The 20,521-nt window shown below is 52.7% G+C and carries 17 protein-coding genes; 9 read left to right on the forward strand and 8 right to left on the reverse strand.

Annotated features, from left to right (window positions below):
• Positions 1 to 40: 40 nt before the first annotated feature.
• Complete coding sequence (locus AC27K1_RS07980) at positions 41 to 214, forward strand: hypothetical protein (RefSeq protein WP_487149656.1); 174 nt, start codon at positions 41 to 43, stop codon at positions 212 to 214.
• Between the two features lie 79 nt (positions 215 to 293).
• Here the strand turns inward: AC27K1_RS07980 and AC27K1_RS07985 are convergent, their stop codons facing one another.
• From AC27K1_RS07985 to AC27K1_RS08015, 7 genes are all read right to left on the reverse strand, one after another.
• Entirely contained in the window at positions 294 to 1,247 is a 954-nt protein-coding gene (locus AC27K1_RS07985) for an isoaspartyl peptidase/L-asparaginase family protein (protein WP_487149658.1), read from the reverse strand.
• Positions 1,248 to 1,268: 21 nt separating this feature from the next.
• Positions 1,269 to 2,093: a M55 family metallopeptidase gene (locus AC27K1_RS07990; RefSeq protein WP_487149660.1), complete on the reverse strand. Its 825-nt coding sequence runs from the start codon at positions 2,091 to 2,093 to the stop codon at positions 1,269 to 1,271.
• A gap of 17 nt (positions 2,094 to 2,110) precedes the next feature.
• Positions 2,111 to 3,007, reverse strand: a complete 897-nt coding sequence (locus AC27K1_RS07995; protein ID WP_487149661.1) for an ABC transporter permease subunit — start codon at positions 3,005 to 3,007, stop codon at positions 2,111 to 2,113.
• A gap of 11 nt (positions 3,008 to 3,018) precedes the next feature.
• Entirely contained in the window at positions 3,019 to 3,939 is a 921-nt protein-coding gene (locus AC27K1_RS08000) for an ABC transporter permease (RefSeq protein ID WP_395177438.1), read from the reverse strand.
• A 64-nt stretch (positions 3,940 to 4,003) separates the two neighbouring features.
• A complete protein-coding gene (locus tag AC27K1_RS08005; protein WP_487149663.1) occupies positions 4,004 to 5,542 on the reverse strand; it encodes a glutathione ABC transporter substrate-binding protein in 1,539 nt (512 codons plus the stop codon).
• Positions 5,543 to 5,732: 190 nt separating this feature from the next.
• Positions 5,733 to 7,574: an ABC transporter ATP-binding protein gene (locus AC27K1_RS08010; protein WP_487149664.1), complete on the reverse strand. Its 1,842-nt coding sequence runs from the start codon at positions 7,572 to 7,574 to the stop codon at positions 5,733 to 5,735.
• Between the two features lie 663 nt (positions 7,575 to 8,237).
• Positions 8,238 to 10,655, reverse strand: coding sequence for a primosomal protein N' (locus AC27K1_RS08015; RefSeq protein ID WP_487149666.1), 2,418 nt, complete (start codon positions 10,653 to 10,655; stop codon positions 8,238 to 8,240).
• Between the two features lie 63 nt (positions 10,656 to 10,718).
• Between AC27K1_RS08015 and rpmE the strand changes: the two genes are divergently transcribed.
• Positions 10,719 to 10,934, forward strand: a complete 216-nt coding sequence (gene rpmE, locus AC27K1_RS08020) for a 50S ribosomal protein L31 (RefSeq protein ID WP_345194096.1) — start codon at positions 10,719 to 10,721, stop codon at positions 10,932 to 10,934.
• 203 nt (positions 10,935 to 11,137) lie between these two features.
• On the forward strand, positions 11,138 to 12,400 hold the full coding sequence (locus AC27K1_RS08025; protein WP_487149667.1) for a malic enzyme-like NAD(P)-binding protein: 1,263 nt from the start codon (positions 11,138 to 11,140) through the stop codon (positions 12,398 to 12,400).
• 78 nt (positions 12,401 to 12,478) lie between these two features.
• Here the strand turns inward: AC27K1_RS08025 and AC27K1_RS08030 are convergent, their stop codons facing one another.
• Complete coding sequence (locus AC27K1_RS08030) at positions 12,479 to 14,959, reverse strand: penicillin-binding protein 1A (RefSeq protein WP_487149668.1); 2,481 nt, start codon at positions 14,957 to 14,959, stop codon at positions 12,479 to 12,481.
• A gap of 186 nt (positions 14,960 to 15,145) precedes the next feature.
• Here AC27K1_RS08030 and AC27K1_RS08035 point away from each other — a divergent pair, with 186 nt between their 5' ends.
• From AC27K1_RS08035 to aroK, 6 genes are all read left to right on the forward strand, one after another.
• Positions 15,146 to 16,210 carry a pilus assembly protein PilM gene (locus AC27K1_RS08035; RefSeq protein WP_487149669.1) on the forward strand — a complete coding sequence of 355 codons (1,065 nt, stop codon included), beginning with the start codon at positions 15,146 to 15,148 and terminating at the stop codon, positions 16,208 to 16,210.
• The gene (locus AC27K1_RS08040) at positions 16,210 to 16,764 is read left to right on the forward strand and encodes a PilN domain-containing protein (RefSeq protein WP_487149671.1); all 555 of its coding nucleotides are present in this window, start codon (positions 16,210 to 16,212) and stop codon (positions 16,762 to 16,764) included. The genes AC27K1_RS08035 and AC27K1_RS08040 overlap by 1 nt, the downstream gene beginning before the upstream one ends.
• The gene (locus AC27K1_RS08045; RefSeq protein WP_487149672.1) at positions 16,761 to 17,375 is read left to right on the forward strand and encodes a type IV pilus inner membrane component PilO; all 615 of its coding nucleotides are present in this window, start codon (positions 16,761 to 16,763) and stop codon (positions 17,373 to 17,375) included. Before AC27K1_RS08040 ends, AC27K1_RS08045 begins: the two co-directional genes overlap by 4 nt.
• Positions 17,375 to 17,902, forward strand: coding sequence for a pilus assembly protein PilP (locus tag AC27K1_RS08050; protein WP_487149673.1), 528 nt, complete (start codon positions 17,375 to 17,377; stop codon positions 17,900 to 17,902). Before AC27K1_RS08045 ends, AC27K1_RS08050 begins: the two co-directional genes overlap by 1 nt.
• A gap of 72 nt (positions 17,903 to 17,974) precedes the next feature.
• Positions 17,975 to 19,996 carry a type IV pilus secretin PilQ gene (locus AC27K1_RS08055; protein WP_487149674.1) on the forward strand — a complete coding sequence of 674 codons (2,022 nt, stop codon included), beginning with the start codon at positions 17,975 to 17,977 and terminating at the stop codon, positions 19,994 to 19,996.
• An 8-nt stretch (positions 19,997 to 20,004) separates the two neighbouring features.
• On the forward strand, positions 20,005 to 20,517 hold the full coding sequence (aroK, locus tag AC27K1_RS08060; RefSeq protein ID WP_487149675.1) for a shikimate kinase AroK: 513 nt from the start codon (positions 20,005 to 20,007) through the stop codon (positions 20,515 to 20,517).
• Positions 20,518 to 20,521 lie beyond the last annotated feature (4 nt).

Genomic DNA, 20,521 nt, shown 5'->3' on the forward strand with positions numbered 1-20,521 from the left:
ATGGCTGTATTGAAAATCCCTTTCGTAGTAAGGCAAAGCAATGATCATTTGGTTCTGTCCGGGTTGCGAGTTTGTCAATCTGGCTTGCGGAGAAGACACATGCCATGACATTGATACAGCAGGAAACATCGGCGCGGGTAAAAACGCTGGCGGCCAGGCGATTGCCCCGGCCCGTACCACCATTGGCAAATATAACGACATGCTTATGTCATGACGGGGTAATAACGTGGGGAGGGGAGCAGCGTATCCGGAGATTATGAAGCTGGGGTGAAGCAGGCTTCACCCCTCGTTCATCACCGGGCGTGATGATGAACCAGTTCGGCATCAATGCCGGTATAAACAGTATCCCCGGTTTCGTACTTCCATCCGCGATACATGCCGGTTGAGTTGTAATCCAGCACTAACTCACCCTGATTATCAACACCGATCATGCCACCGGCGCCATTGGGATAGTTCAGGGTTGTTTCCAGCACTTCACGAATGGCTTCTTTCAGAGGCTGCTTGAGGTAGCGCATACGGGCGGCCAGATCGTGTCCGGTGGCGTGTTTCATGAAATACTCGCCTTTGCCGGTACAGGAAATCGCACAGCTGTCATTGGCGGCGTAGTTACCGGCGCCATGGACCGGCGTATCCCCAATGCGTCCCCAGCGCTTGTTAGTAATACCGCCAGTAGAGGTGGCGCTGGCCAGGTTGCCTTCACGGTCCATGGCGACAGCGCCGACGGTACCGAAGCGGAAAGCGTTGGTGAACTGCAGGGCATTGTCCCGGTCTTCCTGCAGTGTTTCCCAGTGGTGGCGACGGAGCTCGGTGGTGAAATAGCTGTTCTCGACTCGCTCGAAGCCCATGGCATCACCGAAGCGTTCTGCGCCTTCGCCGCCGAGCAGCATGTGGTCGGTATGTTCCATGACAGCGCGGGCCAGCTTGACGGGATTGGCGCGGTAGCGAACGTTGGCAACAGCGCCGGATTCACCGGTACGGCCATCGGCAATCGCGGCGTCCAGCTCGTGGTGACCTTCAAATGTCAGGCAGGCACCATAGCCGGCATTGAAGTGCGGACAGTTTTCCAGGGACACCACAGAAGCTTCTACGGCATCCACGGCGGAACCGCCTTCAGCCAGTACGGTTTCACCGGCAAGGACCGCGTCTCTTAGCGCCCGGTGAATGTCCTGAATACGCTCCTCGGACATGGTGGAGACATCAATTGTGCCGGCGCCGGCGTGAATGGCGATGGCATATTTCCTATCCATTATTTTCTTCTCAATGCAATATCAGGTTAACGAACTGCTCATGGCAGAAAAACTGTTGAGTAAGCGCACCAGCTCGACAAAACTGTCAGCGGTGTAGCTCACCTGGTCGGGACTGATTCGCTCAACACCGGGAACCAGGGCGTACAGGTCGGCCAGCGCCTGACTGCTGGCTGAAACCGTCATGGCATAGGGCGGCTTCAGTTGATGGCTGGTCTGTACCTGGCCGATGGCGCTCAGGGCTTTCCAGGTGGATTCTGTCAGGTGTTTCCGGGCGAGAGTCGGCGACAGGTTGTCAGCGGCGTAACAGCCCCGGGCCTGTTTGACGGTGACATACTCGCAACCGGGAAAGGCTTCAGCGACTTGAGTCGCTAACAGATGATCGCCCGATGCCAGCACCAGCGGCACACCGTATTCCGCGGCAATGCTGCCATAGAGATCCACTTCCCCCATAACATGTCCATTGACGTCTATGCGGCGAAAAGCCCGGCTGTTGATGGTATGCGCAAGTACGCCGTAGCACCCGGCCGGCATATGGGCGCCGACCATGATCAGGGCATCGAACGATTCATGCTGGATACCTTCGATCATGCCCATCGCCCGAGGCTTGCCCTGCAGCAACCGGATCTCGGGCGATAGTCCTTCGGCGGCCAGGTTGATCATGGGACCATGGCTATCCACAACAACGATATCGGTGGCGCCAGCCTGTGTAGCCCCAGAGGCGACAGCGTTGACTTCCTTGAGCATCAGTTGTCGGGCAGTCTGGTACTCTGCATTGCCCTGGATGCATTGTTCCCGGGTAGTGACGCCTGCAATACCCTCAATGTCGGCAATGATCAGCAGTTTCATGGGTTCTCCGCAGAATCCTAGTTTTTAAGTTTCGGGTCGAGCGTGTCACGCAGGGCATCACCCAGCAGGTTGAACGCCAGCACTGTGACAAATATCGCCAAACCTGGGAACAGGGTTACATGCCACTTGCCGGCCATCATCAGACTGCGGCCGTTGGCCAGGATGTTGCCCCATTCTGGGATATCCGGTTCAGGGCCAAGACCAATGAAGCTCAGGGCTGCAGCAGTCAGGATGCTGGTGCCGATGCGCATGGTGAAAAACACAATGATGCTGGCTGTCGCGCCGGGCAGAATATGGCGTAGCATCAATGTGGTGTTGCCGGCGCCCAGACTTCGGGCAGCATCCACATACGTGGCATGTTTCAGCGTCAGGGCGGAGCCTCGCACAATCCGGGCGAAGATCGGCACACTGAAAACCGCAACCGCCACGATAACGTTGTTCAGGCCCGGGCCCAGGATAGCCACAACGGCAATGGCCAACAGCATGCCGGGGAAGGCAAACAGCACATCACAGCCGCGCATGATGAGTGTATCCAGACGACCGCCATAGAAGCCGGACAACAGCCCCAGAATGACGCCAAAGAAGGCGCCAATGGAAACAGATACAACGCCCACATAGAGTGATATCCGTGTACCGGCCATGATCCGGCTCAGGATGTCCCGGCCAAACTCATCGGTACCGAACCAGTGGGCGGCGGACGGCTCGGCAGAAAGGGCAAACCAGTCCGGCTCCATCGGATCGTACGGGGTGATCCAGGGGGCAAACACTGCCATCATCACCAGCAGCAGGATGAACAGGCTGGAGCAGACGGCCACCCGGTTACGGACAAAGCGGCGAACAAATTCCCGGAAAGGGGAGCGAATCACGTGGTGTTCACTGGCCACGGAAATTTCAGCGCAGGTTGTGGTACTCATGAACACCTCACTCAGCTCAACCGGACGTTGGGGTTAATCACTGCATAGAGCAGATCGACGATCAGGTTGATCACGATAAACTCAAGCACCATCAGCATGACCAAAGCCTGGATCATGGGCTGGTCCTGCTGCAGGATGGACTGGATCAGCAGGTTGCCCATACCGGGCCAGCTGAACACGGTCTCAACGACAATGGAGCCACTGAGCAGAAAGCCGAACTGCAGACCGAGCATGGTCAGCACCGGGATCATGGCGTTGCGCATGATGTGCTTCCAGACAATGACCCGGCTTTTCAGCCCCTTGGCATGGGCAGTGCGTACGTAATCTTCCTGCAGGACTTCCAGCACCGCCGAACGGGTAAAGCGCGCCATGACGGCGGCGACCGTAGCGCCCAGGGTGATGGAGGGCAGAATCAGGTCCGACGGTTTGTTAAACCCGCTGACCGCAAAGAACTCGAAAGGGACAGCAACAAACTGGATCAGCAGCAGACCCAGCCAGAATGCAGGCATGGAGATACCGGCGACCGCACAACTCATGAAGGTCCAGTCCTGCCATTTACCCCGTCGCAGGGCTGACAGTACCCCAATCAGAACACCAATGATGACAGCCCAGGTGAAACCGGTGACCGCCAGCCAGAGGGTGGCGGGAAAGGCTTCGGCCAGCTCATTGGCGACAGGCTGACGGGTCCGGTAGGTGGTACCGAGATCACCGTGAAACACACCGTTCACCCAGTTGAAATACTGCGTGGGTAATGAGGCATTCAACCCCAGCTCTTCACGGGCGGCTTCCACCGCTTCAATCGGTGCATCTTCACCGGCATAGATGCGGGCAGGATCTCCCGGCATCAGTTTGATAAAGGCGAAAACAAGTAGAGAAACTACAAATAGCACCGGGATCACTCCCAGCAAGCGTTTCAGCAAGTACACAACCATAATTCAACCAACTCTTGCCAGGCAGGTGTGCACTCTGCCGGACGATGCCCGGCAGAGAAGATCGTTATTGACGGAATTCCGCGTCGGTAAACGACAGGGAACGGTCAGGCAGCATGTAGACGCCTTCCAGCGCTTTCACCTTGCCGACCAGGTTGTCCGGTTCACCCAGGAAGATGACCGGCGCATCATTCCAGATCAGTGTCTGGGCCTGTTTATACGCTTCACTGCGCACAGTCGGATCCGCAGTGGCCAGAGCGGCACTGATGTAGTTGTCTACTGCCGGGTTCGAGTAGTAGGACACGTTAAACGCGGTCGGAATCCATGACTCTGTTGCGAACAGCGGACGCAGTGCCCAGTCGGCATCACCGGTGGAGGTGGACCAGCCGGACAGGTACATATCAAACTTGGCATCCTTCGGATTCTGCACGCCCCAGAGACGCTGGTTCCGGGTGCCGGCTTCCATCGGGATGACCTTCACCTTGATGCCAATCTGCGACAGCTGTTGCTTGATGATCTGGGCAGAGCGGATTTCGTCGGTAGAGTTGGCGGTCCAGAGTTCAATGGAGAAGCCATCCGCAAGGCCGGCTTCTTTCATTAACGCCTTGGCTTTTTTCAGGTCGTAGCTGTAAGTAAACGACTGCTTGCTATAGAACTGAACCTGGTCAGGAATGGCAGATGACGCCTTGGTGCCCATGCCGCCGAAGACCACTTTCAGCCAGATATCCTTGTTGATGGCATAGTTCATGGCTTGGCGCACCAGCTTGTTATCCAGTGGCGCCTTCAGGTTGTTGATGGCAACGTAGTAGAGCATGATGCCTCGGTCCTGCTGAACAGAAAGCTTGCCGTTTTTGGTGACGGATTCAGCGAGGTCAGAAGGCAGGAAGTAAATGGCATCCACTTCGCCACCCTGCAGCTTGGCCTGACGGGTAGAGGCTTCCGGTGTGGGATAGAACGTAACGCCGTCTACCTTGGGCCAGCCCTGCTTCCAGTAGTTGGGGTTCTTGTCCAGATCGATGTAAGAACCGGGTTTCCATTCAACAAACTGGAACGGTCCTGTGCCAACCGGCTGCAGGCGCAGTTCGTTCTTGGTTTTCTCCTGCAGGGATTTCGGGCTCCACATCACCGCGGAAGGGTGCGCCAGGGTATTGATCATGGCGCCGAAGGGTTCCTTCAGGTTGATCTCAACGGTGTAATCGTCAATCACGCGAACATTGCTGATCATGCGGAACAGGCTGTTACGCTTGAGGTGATTCTCCTGGTTAGCCAGACGCTCCAGGTTGGCTTTGACAGCGGCTGCATTGAACGGTGTTTTGTCGTGGAATGTGACACCTTCGCGCAGCGAGATGGTGAACTGGGTGGCGTTCTCATTCTGGGTGTAACCGGTGGCGAGTACCGGTATCACCTTCATGGTGGGATCGAACTGGAACAGGCGCTCGAAAATACCGGATTGAACTGACATGGTCGGTGTTGCTGACGTGTCATGGGGATCCAGACCGGTGATATCGGTATAGGTGGCGATCCGCAGGTCCTGTGCCCATACGCTGGACGACAGCATGGCTGCCGCCAATAACAATTTGTACGACTTTGAACGCTTGAATGGCATGTTTAACCCCCTGGGCAGTAGTTTTCAGTCGTCAATAAAAACGCAATACACACTCCACCACACAAAAAGACAGTGGCAATTCATTTGATGGTTAAAATGACCGGCTAAAAAATACCGGTCTGTTGTTTATTATTTTTTGCTGTTAGGTCTAATTCATATTCTGGATCTGTTTGTTGGCTATTGATGTGCGTCATGCCGACGGTATATTAAAATCCTGTTCTGCGACCCAATGATTGGGAGAAATGGAACGGAAGCGCGCCAGATCAATTTTTTCTCCGAGTGCTTTAATCGGAGAAGGTAATTCCATATTGTCAAAGTGACGTTCTTTTCGTTGTAGAGGATCTGCAATCGGTACGGAATTTAATAGTCGTTTGGTATAGGGATGTTGTGGATTGTTAAATATTTCATGCCGGAATCCGGTTTCAACAATCTGACCCATATACATAACGGCAACCCGGTTAGCGATTCGCTCTACAACAGCCATATCATGGGAAATAAACAACCAGCTGATTTTCATTTCCTGCTGCAGATCCATCATCAGGTTAATGACCTGGGCCTGGACCGACACATCAAGAGCTGAAACGGCCTCGTCCGCAATGATCATCTTGGGTTGAAGAATCAGTGCTCGAGCGATTGCAATTCGCTGGCGTTGTCCACCGGAAAACTCGTGGGGATAACGTTGAGCATGCTCGGGCTTCAGGCCTACTTTAACCAGCAGTCGGGAAACCGTGTCACGGGCTTCGTCCAGGTTTCGGACGATGCCATGAATCAGCAGGGGTTCGGCAATCGAAAAACCAACGGTCAATCTAGGGTTCAGGGAGGCGTAGGGATCCTGAAAAATGATCTGCATGTTACGCCGTGCTGCCCGGAATGCATTGTTATCCAGTGTCGAAATATCCTGACCATCCATCATGATGCTGTCAGACTGGCTCTCGACCAGACGCAGGATGGAGCGTCCTGTGGTGGATTTACCGCAGCCACTTTCACCGACCAGCGCAAGGGTTTCGCCGGGCCAGAGTTTGAAACTCAGGTGTTCGACAGCGTGCACCTGTCGTGTGACTCGCGAGAAGAAACCACTGCGCAGCGGGAAACGGGTGACCATGGATTTGACTTCGAGCAGAGGCGGTTGGTCGTAGTCAACGGTCTTATGGTCCTTGCCAGCTTCCGATTGACTTTCCCCATGCATCAGCGGGAAGCGACGCGGCCACTGGCTGCCTTCCATTGCGCCCAGTTTCGGTACGGCGGCCAGCAGTGAGCGGGTGTAGGGATGCTGAGGATTGGCGAAGATATCATTGACCGGTCCTTCCTCCATCACCTCACCCTGGTACATGACCACAACCCGGTCGGCCACTTCGGCGACCACGCCCATATCGTGTGTGATGAAAATCACACCCATATGGAATTCTTTCTGGAGGTCAGTGATGATTTTCAGGATTTTGGCCTGGACGGTGACATCCAGCGCAGTGGTGGGTTCGTCGGCAATAAGTAACCGGGGATTACAGGTGAGCGCCATGGCAATCATGACACGCTGTCGCATACCGCCGGACAGTTCACCGGGATAACTTTTCATAACCCGGTCAGGGTGGGGAATATGCACCTTTTCCAGCATGTCCATGGCGATGGCAAACGCTTGGGATTTGCTGGAACCCTGGTGTTCGATAATACCTTCGGTGAGCTGGTCACCGACTTTCAGTACCGGGTTGAGGCTGGTCATGGGTTCCTGGAAGATCATGGCGATCTCGGGACCACACAAGGCACTGTGAGCGGTTTTATCCAGACGGGTGACGTCAATAACGCGACCATCGGAACAGGTATAATTCACTGAACCGTGGTTAATGCTGGCAATGCCAGGCAAGAGGCCCATGGTGGAGAGTGCCGTGACCGATTTACCCGATCCGCTTTCACCGACAATGGCTACCACTTCTCCCCGTTTGACGGAGAAGGAAATATTTTTCAATGCCTGGACGACACCGTCATGGGTTTTGAACGTGATGTTCAGGTTTTTCACGTCCAACACTGTGTCTGCGGTCATTGTTACCTCTGATGACGATTAAAATCATTAACGGTCTCTATGACCTTGCAAATGCAGGCAGTATTACTCCTGACTTAAATACAAGTCGTTAGTCGTTAAGAGAATATCAATGAATATTGTGTGGCTACTAGATAGGTAATAGCCGAAAGGGGAATCGGGCAGTGAATAAGCGCGGTTTTTTTTAGTCGTTTTGTGAAATTTACACTGTCACTGGATAATATTTGCGATAAAAAGCGGGGTGTCTTTTTTGAAAATCAGTTGATAGTTTTTTGTAAAGTTTTTGTTTTCTGATCGATTAGGCATTTTTCAATTAAAAAATACTGTTAGTTATTTGCTCTGTTTGGTTTTTTGTTTATCTGATTTGAAATATGTTTAAGCAGTTTTTTGAAGAATAACTAAAGTGTATGACTGAATTGTTAAATGAGAATTAATGTCGATAAGTTAACTGCAACACTTGATTGCTTTTATAGGATTTAAGTGTGAATACGCATGAATCAGATTGTTGAAATGAAAAAGAGTGAGTTCAGGCAGTATTGATAGACGCTATTCGCATGGAGCAAATTATGATGAACCTGTTTACAGGTGTGATGAAGAGAACGTCTTCACAGGACAGTTGATCCTGGCACATGTCCGGGATGATACCTTATCCGTTGATAATCAGCGTTAACTCATTTCCTGAGGATCAACATCTACAGACCAGCGAATTTTTCTGCCCAGCGGTGACGATTCCATCGCAGGAACCAGATGGTTGAGTAGTGTGTGAAGTGGTCCGCGACTGGCACCCTGCAGAAACAGCTGCATACGATAACGGCCCTGACGTTTTTCCATCGCAGCGGGCATGGGGCCCAAAACTTTAACACCCATCGGTCCTGCGAGATTTTGTGTCTGGATTGTCTGTTGCGCATGGCTGGCAACAGTTTCCAGAAATTGCTGGGCGTCGTTCGCATGGGTTGCTTCAGCCGTCAGTAGCGTCATATAACCGAATGGCGGCAGGCTGATTGATTGGCGCTGAACAAGCAGGCTTTCTGCAAAGGCATCGTAGCCTTGGGTAACCAGTTGCTGGAGTTGCTGGTTTTCCGGGAACTGGGTCTGAATGATAACGTGCCCAGGTCTTGTGCTTCGTCCTGCACGTCCGGCGACCTGCAGCAGGAGTTGGCCCACTTTCTCGGGGCCACGGAAATCCGCACTGAAAAAACCGCTGTCGGCATTCAGGATGACGACCAGCGTGACTTTGGGGAAGTGGTGCCCCTTGGCCAGCATCTGGGTACCCACAAGAATGGCGGGTTCGCCCTTGTGGATAATAGTGAGCATATCGCTGAGCGCGGTTTTGCGGCGCGTGCTGTCCCGGTCAATGCGGAGCACGTTGGTATTACGAAACTGTCTGGCCAGCACTTCTTCTGAGCGTTCCGTGCCCTGACCGACAGGCGCCAGGTGACGGCTATTGCAATGGGGGCATTGCAGAGGAATGGGTCGCTGCAGATCACAGTGATGGCAATGTAAATGAGGCGGCGTGCGGTGCAGGGTCAGATGCGCATCGCACTGTGGACAATCCATCAAATGGCCACATTCATTGCACGACAATGTTGGCGCATAACCCCGTTGATTCAGAAATACCAATGCCTGCTCGCCACGCTGCAGGGTTTGATGGATAGCTTGTTCGACGGTTTCACTCAGTCCCGCGTTCAGCTGTTTTCCACGGATATCCACCAGTTCGAGATAGGGTGGTTTGGCGTTGCCAGCCCGCTGGTTCAGTTTCTGATAGCGGTAGCGATGGTTTTTGGCATTGTGCAGTGATTCCAGCGACGGGGTGGCACTGCCTAACACGACAGGGACATCCCGCAGTTTTCCACGGTAAATGGCAAGGTCCCGGGCTGAGTAGCGGATGCTGTCTTGCTGCTTATAGGAAAGATCGTGCTCTTCGTCGACGATGATAAGCCCAAGATAAGGCATGGGCGTGAATATGCTGGATCGGGTACCAATGATAATGCCGGCTTCCCCATGAAAGGCGGATAGCCAGCCATTCAAACGTTCTCTGTCGTTCAGTCCTGAGTGCAGAACGGTTACAGGCACATTAAAGCGATTGCGGAATCGCTCCAGTGTTTGAGGTGTCAGCCCAATTTCCGGTACCAGCACTAACGCCTGTTGCTGCTGCTTCAGCGTGTTATGAATCGCCTGCAGATAGACTTCGGTTTTGCCGCTACCGGTTACGCCATGCAGCAGTGTGGTGCTGAATCGGTTTGCATCACAGGTAATGGCTTCCAGCGCTTGCTGCTGTTCATGGTTTAACACCAGTTCAGATGTTTTCAGTATCGGGTCGTAACTGTGGAAGGGACGTTTTTCCGGTATATGGGAATAGGTTTCCACCAGACCTTTTTCTGCCAGCTTTTTCAGCATGGCGGTTTCGGCGCCGAGAGCTTTGAGGGCGACTTCAGTTGAGCCTTTGGAGTGAGTCTTTACGATTTCCCATGTCGCTTGTTGTCGGGGAGCGCGACTGAGTTTCCCAAGCGTGCCCGGATCGATATCGGACGCTGGTCGCCAGCAGGTGTGCGCTTCCTTGCTGAGGTCATAGCCCTGCCGGAGCATCACCGGCAAAGCCTGACTCAGTGTGTCGCCAAGGGAATACTGATAATAGGTGGATGCCCATCGACACAGTTGCAGAATGTCATCCGTTATCACCGCTTCCTGATCATGTGGATCGTCTACACGCTTGAGTTTCTCAATGGGAAAATCACTGTCGCTGGCAGTGTCGATCAGTATGCCTGTCACCCTGCGTCGGCCAAACGGAACTGTCAGCCGCATGCCGGGTCTTAACAGTGACAGGTCGCAGTTCTCCGGCGGCAGATAATCGAACAATCGCCGCAGGGTAACCGGCAGGGCAAGCCTGAGAATCCGTGGAGAGCAGTCAGAATGTGTTGGCATGGTTTCGGTAAATCGCGTTCCGGCAGGCCCTGATTGGGACAAAATGGTAACAGATTGCCGGTTCAACTGTCTTTGCTTGCCGCTTGCTCTCTGGTAGTATTCGCGCTCTTTCCGGACAGGATCCGGCGGTTCATCGTGGATGGCCGGACCTGAAACCTGCATGCGGTGCCTGTTGATCAATGCATTAACCGGTGGCGGCATGCCGAAACACAAAGGCGAGTTCACATGAAACAGGATATCCATCCTCAATACGAAGAAATTACCGCTACCTGCAGCTGCGGTAACGAAATCAAGGTCCGTTCCACCCTGTGCAAGGACCTGCAGCTGGACGTATGCTCCAAGTGCCATCCGTTCTACACCGGCACTCAGAAGGTGATGGATACCGGCGGTCGTATCGAGCGTTTCCAGCAGCGTTTCGGCAAGCTCAGCACCCGTCGCTGAGTTTTTCGGACTCTGTCAGAAAAGGCGCCTTCATGGCGCCTTTTCTGTTTCTGATACGTATTGCCCTTCTGAATGCTACTTTCGGTATGGGCGTATCCCCTTGCCAAAACCCCTGAAATGGCCGCTATTGCGGTTGTTCACCCTTACCCTTTCCTATATTCTCATGGCTCCGCGCAGGTACAACAACATCGGAAACAATTACAATGGCTGAGGACATGAAGCAAGCCGCTCTTGACTATCACGCAAAACCCAAACCCGGAAAAATCAGCATTGAACTGACAACGCCGGCTGAAACCGCACGTGATCTGGCACTGGCCTACAGTCCCGGCGTTGCCGAGCCGGTCAGGGAAATCGCCAAAGATCCTGAAAACGCCTACAAATACACCGCTAAAGGCAACCTGGTTGCTGTTATCAGTAACGGTTCCGCCATTCTTGGCCTGGGTAATCTGGGCGCACTGGCCAGTAAACCGGTCATGGAAGGCAAGGCGCTGCTGTTCAAGCGATTTGCCGGTGTTGATTCCATTGATATCGAAGTTGAATCAGAAAGTCCCCAGGCTTTTATTGATACGGTCAAGCGTATTGCTAACACCTTTGGTGGCATTAACCTCGAAGATATCAAGGCACCTGAGTGCTTTGAGATTGAACGCGCACTGATTGAGCAGTGTGAAATTCCCGTATTCCACGATGACCAGCACGGTACTGCGATTGTGACTGTAGCTGGCATGTTGAATGCCCTTGAGCTGGCAGGCAAGGATATTGCTTCCGCCAAGCTGGTCTGCCTGGGCGCCGGTGCAGCAGCTATCGCCTGTACCAAGCTGCTGATCAGTTGTGGTGTTAAGCCTGAAAATGTCAGCATGCTCGACAGTAAGGGTGTTATCCATTCCGGCCGTACTGACCTGAATGAATACAAGGCTGCCTTTGCCATTGATACGGAAAAGCGCACCCTGGATGACGCGATTGAAGGCGCGGATGCATTCCTGGGACTGTCTGGCCCCAATCTGCTGGCACCGGAACAGCTGCTGAAGATGGCGGAAAATCCGATTGTCTTCGCCTGCTCCAACCCTGATCCGGAAATTAACCCGGATGTGGCTCGGGAAGTTCGCCCCGACGTCATTATGGCAACCGGTCGCTCCGATTATCCGAACCAGGTTAATAATGTTCTGGGCTTCCCCTTCATTTTCCGTGGTGCACTTGATGTTCGCGCCAAAGCGATTAATGAGGAAATGAAGGTTGCCGCTGCTTATGCGATCCGTGAGCTGGCAAAAGAGCCGGTACCTCAGGAGGTGATGGACGCTTACGGTGCAGACACTCTGGAATTCGGCACGGAGTACATTATTCCCAAGCCGATGGATGCCCGTCTGCTGGGTGTTGTTGCTGCAGCGGTTGCCAAGGCTGCTGTGGATACCGGTGTGGCTCAGCTGCCTTATCCGGCCAACTATCCGCTGAAGAGTGTGGATGATATCTGATTGTTGAGATCTGATTGATTCACACCAATAAAAAACCCCGCTTAGCGGGGTTTTTTATTGTCTGGGAAAATTGCTGCTTCAGAATATTTCGTCAGGATTGAAGGTTTCGGTCTCCAGTGCTGGCATCTGCTCATCAGATACGTCTGCCTTGGGCGCCTTTTCTGTACGGAATATTTCAAAAATAGCATTTGGATCATCGGGGCGCGCAGGCTTGCCGGTTTCCGGATTGATCTTGATGGTCGTTATGCCTGCCGGTTGTGGCAGATAGGATACGGGTACGTCTTTCAGAGCAGTACGCATGAATTCTACCCACATCGGCAGTGCGGCATTGGCGCCGTATTCCCAGCGTCCCAGAGGGCGCGGTTGGTCAAAGCCAAGCCAGACGGTTGCCAGCAGATCGGGGTTGTAGCCGGCAAACCAGACATCTTTCTGGTCATTGGTTGTTCCGGTCTTGCCCGCCAGGTCATCACGCTTGAGCGCCAGGGCGCGGCGTCCAGTCCCCTTGCGAATAACATCCTGCATGATGCTGTTGATGATGTAGTTGACGCGCTCTCCCATCACCCGTTCTGCGTAGTTGATATTGAACGGGGCACTGGTAGGCAGTGCTGACATCAGCGCAAAGTCGTTAATGGTGCTGGCAATGGTGGGTGACAGTGTTTCATTGGGGATCAGGCCAGTGATTGCCTGCTCTGCATCCGGCTGGCTTTTGTGAATGTCTGAGCAATCCCGGCAGGCTATCGGCGGATTCGCTACGTAGATGGTGTCTTCGAGTCGGTCGATTCTCTCGATCAAATGGGGTTCAACGCGGAAGCCGCCATTGGCAAGAATGGCGTAGCTGGTTGTGAGTTCCAGAGGGGTGACGTCAGCACTTCCCAGCGATAGAGAGAGATTTCGCGGCAGTTTATCCAGCGGCAGACCGAGTTTATCCAAATAGTCCAGCGTGCGCTGGATACCGGTACGTTGTAATACGCGGATGGATACCAGGTTGCGGGAGCGATAAAGTCCTTTGCGCAGCCGAGTCGGGCCATAGAATTTCATGTTGTCGTTCTGTGGCCGCCAATGGCTTTCCAGCTTGTCATCACTGAAGACGATGGGGGCATCGTTGATCAGGGTGGCTGCGGTCATGCCATTGGCGATGGCGGCACTGTAGACAAAGGGTTTGAAAGCTGAACCGGCCTGACGGCTGGCCTGGGTGACTCGGTTGTACTTACTGTCGTAGAAGTTGAAACCACCAACCAGTGCCTCAATGGCGCCGTTTTTGGGGGAAATGGCAATCAGGGCTGCCTGCACATCTGGAATCTGACTCAGCCGGTAGCTGCCATCTGGCTGTTGTCTGACGCGGACAAGATCGCCTACGGAAAGGACATCTTCCGGTTTTTTGGGTTTGGGTCCCTGTCGGTTGACGGTGATATAGGAACGGGCCCACTCAACACCTGTCCAGGGTAGTTGTGCTGTTTCGTCTTTCTTGAACAGTAGCTCAGTGGTATCGCCAGTAAAACCGGTAACTATGGCAGGCTTGAGCGGGCCGACGCGGCTGGTGCTGATGAGCGCTTGATGCCAGTTGTCCGGCGAGTCGCCAAGCTGAGCTTCCGGGCCGCGATAGCCATGACGCTCGTCATAGGCCTGAATACCGTGGTCAATGGCCTTGTTTGCGGCCAACTGATCCTGACTGTTAACGGTGGTATAGATTTCATAGCCGTCGGTATAGGCTTCCGGTCCAAACTCTTCCACGACTTCCTGACGAACCATTTCTGCTACATACGGTGCCTCAAGCTCGATGGGCAGGCCATGGTATTGGGCGGTGACCGGTTGTTCGATAGCCGCTTGCATTTCTTGCTCGGTGATATAGCCCAGGTCATGCATTCGGGACAAAATCCAGTCTCTCCGGATGAGGGCTCGACGAGGATTGGCAAGCGGGTTGTAGCGGGATGGCGCTTTGGGTAGGCCGGCAATCATGGCGATCTCGGCCAGCGTGAGTTCACTGGAGTGCTTGCCATAGTAAACCTGCGCAGCCGCTTCAACACCATACGCTCTGTTACCGAGGTAAATCTTGTTCAGGTAAAGCTCAAGAATCTCGTTCTTGCTGAGTTTTCTTTCGATTTCCAGTGCCAGCAGGATTTCATTGAACTTACGGGAGAAGACGCGTTCATGGCTTAGAAAGAAGTTTTTGGCGACCTGCATGGTGATCGTACTGCCGCCTGACTGGATCTTGCCAGTGGAAACCAGCTGGACAGTGGCGCGCAGGAGGCCCATGACATCGACGCCGTTATGGGAATAGAAACGGTCATCTTCCGCAGCCAGGAACGCTTTGATCAGCGGTCTTGGCAGGTCTTCATATTGGATCGGGGTCCGGCGCTTTTCACCAAACTCGGCAATCAGCTTGTTGTCTGCTGAAAATACGCGTAGAGGGGTTTGCAGGCGGATATCTCTCAAACTGTCGACCGAAGGGAGCGCCGGACTCAGATAGAGAAAGACGCTGGCGGAAATGAGTAGTGCACCACAAAATGCAGCAATGCCGCACCATAAGCCAAATTTCGCCAGTTTTACCGCTGTCTTCATAATTTCTTCAGTTAAATTAGGGGGTTACGCTTCTTTCAAATGTCGTCGGGTGTGAAAGAGAGGACATTATAAGCCCGTGGCACCCCGATAGCACAATTGCGCTCATGTGCAGTCTGTTATTTAATGAAAAAGGTAACATAAGATAATGATATAAAAAGATATACTAACACTTACGGGATAAAAACAGTGCTGGGGCTGCTGAATAAGAAATCGAACTCCCTGCTGGGGATTGATATCAGTTCCACATCCGTGAAGTTACTGGAGCTGAGTCGGGGCAGCAAACAGTACAAGGTTGAGGCTTATTCCGTTGAGCCTCTGTTGCCTAATGCGGTTGTCGACAAGAATATTAATGATCTTGAAGCCGTCGGTGAGGCGATCAAGAAACTCGTATCCAAGTCTCGGACGTCACTCAAGAACGCGGCGGTCGCTGTTTCCGGTGCGGCCGTTATCACCAAGACCATCGATATGGACGCCAGTCTCAACGACGATGACATGGAAAGCCAGATCATGGTTGAGGCCGATCAGTATATTCCCTATCCACTGGATGAAGTCGCAATAGACTTTGAGGTGCAAGGCACGCACGAAAAGAATCCCGGTACTGCAGAAGTGCTTATCGCTGCCTGTCGACGCGAGAACGTTGAAATGCGCGAGGCCGTGCTGGATTTGGCGGGTTTGGCGGCCAAAGTCGTGGATATCGAAGCCTATGCAATGGAAAGAGCGTTTGAAATGGTGTTGCCGCAACTGAATGTGAGTGCGGCTGATCCTACGATCGCGGTGATGGATATTGGCGCCACGATGACCACGCTCAGCGTGTTGCAGGATGGCAAGACCATTTATACCCGGGAGCAAATGTTCGGTGGACGACAGCTGACAGAAGAAATTCAACGTCGTTACGGTCTGAGTGCTGAAGAGGCAGGCCTGGCCAAGAAAACCAACGATTTGCCCGATGATTATGCCCCTGAAGTGCTGGAGCCTTTTAAGGATGCCGTGGTACAGCAGGTTTCCCGTAGTCTCCAGTTTTTTTATTCGGCCAGTCATTACAACGATGTCGACTGCATAGTGCTTGCGGGGGGGACTGCGTCTACGACAGGGCTTGCCCGATTGATAGAAGATAAAATTGGCACGCCCTGTGTCGTCGCCAATCCATTTGCCAATATGGCCGTCGCCAGTCGCGTGAACGCCAGTGCACTGACCAATGACGCCCCGGCGATGATGATCGCCTGCGGTCTGGCCATGAGGAGCTTTGACTGATGGCAAAGATTAACCTGTTGCCCTGGCGTGAGGAACTGCGTCAGGAGCGGAAGCAGCGTTTTCTCATCATGCTGGGGGTATCCGCTGTTGCGTCGCTTGTTCTGGTGTTTTTTCTGGGCGCTTATATTGATGGTCAGGCTGAGACCCAGCGCTCCAGAAATCAATTTATTCAGAAGGAAATCAATGGACTGAATTCACGTATTGCCGAAATCAAGAACCTGAAGAAACGGCGTGAAGAGCTTCTTGAGCGGATGGGCGTTATTCAGAGTTTGCAGGGTAACCGGCCGGTTATCGTTCGGGTATTTGATGAACTGGTACGCGTGGCGCCGGATGGCGTGTTTTTCACTTTCCTGGATATGCGGGGCAATAACATCACGCTTAAAGGGATTGCCGAATCGAATAATCGCATATCAGCCTTGATGAGACAGTTTGATGAATCGGAATGGTTTGACGGCCCCAACCTCACTGCCGTCAAGGCGTTGGGCGATGGGAAAGGCAGCAGCTTTGATCTCACTGTCCAACAGGTAACCCCCAAGCAGGAGGACGAGTCATGAGCCTTGGGGAAACATTACAGAAAATCAATGAATTCGATATCAATGACCTGGACTTTGAGAATGTTGGTTCATGGCCGGCAGGGGTCAAGATTGCTGCCTGTATCCTGGTGGTTGTCGCTGTCGTTGGACTTGGGTATCCACTGTATTTAAGTGATATGCAATCCAGCCTGGACCAGGTGGAGCGGAAGGAACGACAGTTGCGTGAAGAGTTCCAGACCAAGGCGTTTCAGGCTGCCAACGTTGAAGCCTACAAACAGCAAATGGTAGAGATGGAAACGTCCTTTGGCGCATTGCTAAGACAGTTGCCCAGTGACACAGAGGTACCCGGTTTGCTGGAGGATATTACCTATCTTGGCGTGGGATCAGGCCTGGAGTTTAACTACATCAATCTCCAGCCCGAGGTAGTCAATGCCTTTTATATTGAATTACCGATCAGCATCAGTGTGAAAGGGGGGTACCATGACATTGGCAGTTTTGTCAGTGGTGTGGCCAATCTTCCCCGTATCGTTACGCTGCATGATTTCAAGCTGACTCCGGATCGGTCTGGCAGTGTTCTGACCATGCAGATTCTGGCCAAGACTTATCGCTATAACGACAAGGGAGGCCAGTGATGAAAGGGACGTTTACTGGACTTGCATTTGTCTCCGGACTGGTTTTTCTGCTCAGTGGTTGTTCGGGCGGAGCGCATCATGATGACCTGTCGCGATTTATGGACGACGTCAGGGCAAAGCCAAAAGGGCAGATCAAACCGCTGCCAACGTTTACGCCTTATGAAAGTTTTACTTACAGTGCGGGTGGTCTGAGAAGCCCTTTTGAACCCCCTATCAAAATTCAGGCGATCAAGCAGCGCGTCAAAAGTGATATCAAACCGGATGCTAACCGGGTGAAGCAGTTTCTGGAGAACTTTCCGGTTGACAGCTTTTCAATGGTGGGAACGCTCAGCAATAGTGAGGGCATTTGGGGGCTCGTTCGTACTGAAGGAAGTGTCTACCGGATTCGGGTGGGTGACTATATCGGTCGCAACCATGGGCGCATTATCGGCATTACGGAAACAGGCATTCAGCTTCTTGAGATAATGCCAAATGGTCCGGAAAGCTGGGTGGAACGTCCGAAAACCTTGACCTTGACTGAGCAATAACTACGGCCTGCTCAAGACATGCCGATAACAAAAACAGAATTACGATAAATGACAAGTGTGTGGGTGGGGCTGATGAAAACGATACTGGGTTCTGCTGCAAAGGCAGCGGCTCTTTTTCTGGTTCTTGGGCTGGCCGGGGTGACATCAGCCGTTGCCGCCATCCTTGAGGGGATTGATGCTGCTTCCTTGCCGGGGGACAGGGTTGAACTCAAGCTGGAGTTCGATGGCAGGCCGCCTGAAATCAAGGGGTATACCATTGAGCAACCTGCCCGGATTGCCATTGATCTTATGGGTACACTGAGCAATGTGCCCAAGTATAACGAAATTGGTTTTGCAAACGCCCGGAATGTCGCGGTACTGGAAACCAATGAGCGTACCCGCCTGATTGTCAGCCTCAATAATCCTGCCGGCTACAGCACGCGCACTGAAGGTAAAAACCTCTATATCATGATCGGTGATGGCCGAGAGGGGGTGGCTGAAAGCTTCCCGGAACCGGCGTCAGGCCTGGAGGGAGCCAGGGGACGCTATGGTGTCAAGGAAATCGCTGATATCAATTTCCATCGCGGTGAGGCCGGTGAGGGCAATATTGTCATTACGCTGGCATCGTCGGATGCAACGATGGATCTGGATGAAAAGGGTGGGCGGCTTGAGCTGTCCTTTCCGGGCGTAAGTTTGCCGGAAGGGTTGAATAATCGTCTGGATGTGGTCGATTTTGCAACGCCGGTAAAGTTTATTGACGCCAGGGTTCGTGACGGCAATGCCTTAGTTGTGATTGAGCCGGAGGGGGAATACGACTACCTTGCCTGGCAGGCTGAAAACAAACTGACGGTCAGTGTTAAACCGTTGACCAAGGCTGAGTCTGAAGAGCTCAAGAAAGAACGCTTTGCTTATGAAGGTGAAAAGCTCTCCCTGAATTTCCAGGATATTGAGGTTCGCTCTGTACTGCAGCTGATTGCCGACTTCAAGGATCTCAACCTGGTTGCCAGTGATACGGTTGGTGGTAATGTTACCTTACGTCTTAAAAATGTGCCCTGGGATCAGGCGCTGGATATTGTCCTGAAGTCAAAGGGGCTTGATAAGCGTCTGGAAAGTAATGTACTGACTGTGGCTCCCGCTGAAGAATTGGCTGCCAGAGAGCGTCAGGAACTGGAATCCAAACAGCAGATTGATGAATTGGCGCCGTTGGTCAGTCAGATATTGCAAATCAATTATGCCAGTGCCGATGAAGTCGCCTCCGTCCTGTTGGGGGGAGAAGGCAATCGTACGCTGTCAGATCGAGGGAGTGTACAGGTTGTCGAGCGCACCAACAGTCTTTTGATCCAGGAAACCCGGGAGAAGCTGGATGCTATTATGGACCTGGTGGAGAAAATTGATGTACCGGTAAAACAGGTTCAGATCGAGGCGCGTATTGTGACGGCTGACGCCAGTTTTACCAAAAATTTGGGGGTTAGCTGGACGGTTGATAATGAGTTCGATAACGTTGATGGCAATAAAAACCGTTTACAGGAAATGTTTGTTGATTTTAGTGATGGTGGTCAAACAGGTTTTTCGTGGGGTTTCGTAAAAAGTAATTTTCTCTTGAATCTGGAGTTGAATGCCCTGGAGACCGACGGTGGCGGGGAGGTGATTTCCCAGCCAAAAATCGTTACATCCGACAAGCAAAAAGCTGTTATCAAGAATGGTACAGAAATTCCTTACCAGGAAGCTTCGTCCAGTGGGGCTACCAGCACTTCCTTCAAGGAAGCCGTTTTGTCCCTCGAAGTTACGCCCCAGATTACGCCAGATGGTCGGGTTATCATGGATATCAAAGTGACAAATGATTCGGTGAAAAGTTCTGGTGGCAGTACTAGCTCAGTACCCTCTATTGATAAGAACGAAGTACAGACAAAAGTGCTCGTCAATGATGGGGAAACATTGGTTATTGGCGGTATATTCAATAATATACAGACCGAGGGGGTTTCTAAATTTCCTATGCTTGGAGACCTGCCGGGTGTTGGTGCACTTTTTCGCAGCACGACAAATACCAATACCAAGAAAGAAGTATTGATTTTTATCACGCCCAAGATTATTTCTGACACTCTAGCACTACGCTGATGGGTTATATGCAGTCACGGATTATCTACCTGGTCGGACCGATGGGGGCAGGCAAAAGCACCATCGGCCGCCTGCTCGCCAACGAACTCAGGCTCTCGTTCACGGACACGGATCAGGAGATTGAGGCTCGTTGTGGGGCGGAAATCGCCTGGATTTTCGATGTGGAAGGTGAGGACGGGTTCAGGAAACGTGAAACCGAGGTGCTGCGGGATCTCAGTCAGCAGCCCGCGCAGATTATTGCCACGGGCGGTGGAACCGTGATGTATGCTGAGAACCGGAAGATTATCAGTGCCACCGGTTTCGTGGTTTTTCTCGACGCGGCGGTCGATACGCTGGTTCGGCGTATGGAAAAAGACAAGAGTCGGCCTTTACTGCAGAAGCCAAACCGGGACGAAGTGATCCGGGATCTTTATGCCGAGCGTGAGCCGGTTTATCGCGATCTGGCGGACGTGGTGGTTTCGACCAGTCGCGGTAATCCCCGCCAGGTGGTGAACAAAATAGTCGATGCCCTGAATCAGTGATTAT

Source organism: Kistimonas ophiarachnellae, assembly GCF_057552235.1.

Coding starts and splice junctions, on each gene's coding strand:
- AC27K1_RS08050 (WP_487149673.1), top strand. CDS start 17,375: ATGAAAGGGACGTTTACTGGACTTGCATTTGTCTCCGGACTGGTTTTT.
- aroK (WP_487149675.1), top strand. CDS start 20,005: ATGCAGTCACGGATTATCTACCTGGTCGGACCGATGGGGGCAGGCAAA.
- rpmE (WP_345194096.1), top strand. CDS start 10,719: ATGAAACAGGATATCCATCCTCAATACGAAGAAATTACCGCTACCTGC.
- AC27K1_RS08015 (WP_487149666.1), bottom strand. CDS start 10,655: ATGCAGGTTTCAGGTCCGGCCATCCACGATGAACCGCCGGATCCTGTC.
- AC27K1_RS08030 (WP_487149668.1), bottom strand. CDS start 14,959: ATGAAGACAGCGGTAAAACTGGCGAAATTTGGCTTATGGTGCGGCATT.
- AC27K1_RS07980 (WP_487149656.1), top strand. CDS start 41: ATGATCATTTGGTTCTGTCCGGGTTGCGAGTTTGTCAATCTGGCTTGC.
- AC27K1_RS08025 (WP_487149667.1), top strand. CDS start 11,138: ATGGCTGAGGACATGAAGCAAGCCGCTCTTGACTATCACGCAAAACCC.
- AC27K1_RS07995 (WP_487149661.1), bottom strand. CDS start 3,007: ATGAGTACCACAACCTGCGCTGAAATTTCCGTGGCCAGTGAACACCAC.
- AC27K1_RS07990 (WP_487149660.1), bottom strand. CDS start 2,093: ATGAAACTGCTGATCATTGCCGACATTGAGGGTATTGCAGGCGTCACT.
- AC27K1_RS08055 (WP_487149674.1), top strand. CDS start 17,975: ATGAAAACGATACTGGGTTCTGCTGCAAAGGCAGCGGCTCTTTTTCTG.
- AC27K1_RS08010 (WP_487149664.1), bottom strand. CDS start 7,574: ATGACCGCAGACACAGTGTTGGACGTGAAAAACCTGAACATCACGTTC.
- AC27K1_RS08005 (WP_487149663.1), bottom strand. CDS start 5,542: ATGCCATTCAAGCGTTCAAAGTCGTACAAATTGTTATTGGCGGCAGCC.
- AC27K1_RS07985 (WP_487149658.1), bottom strand. CDS start 1,247: ATGGATAGGAAATATGCCATCGCCATTCACGCCGGCGCCGGCACAATT.
- AC27K1_RS08045 (WP_487149672.1), top strand. CDS start 16,761: ATGAGCCTTGGGGAAACATTACAGAAAATCAATGAATTCGATATCAAT.
- AC27K1_RS08040 (WP_487149671.1), top strand. CDS start 16,210: ATGGCAAAGATTAACCTGTTGCCCTGGCGTGAGGAACTGCGTCAGGAG.
- AC27K1_RS08000 (WP_395177438.1), bottom strand. CDS start 3,939: ATGGTTGTGTACTTGCTGAAACGCTTGCTGGGAGTGATCCCGGTGCTA.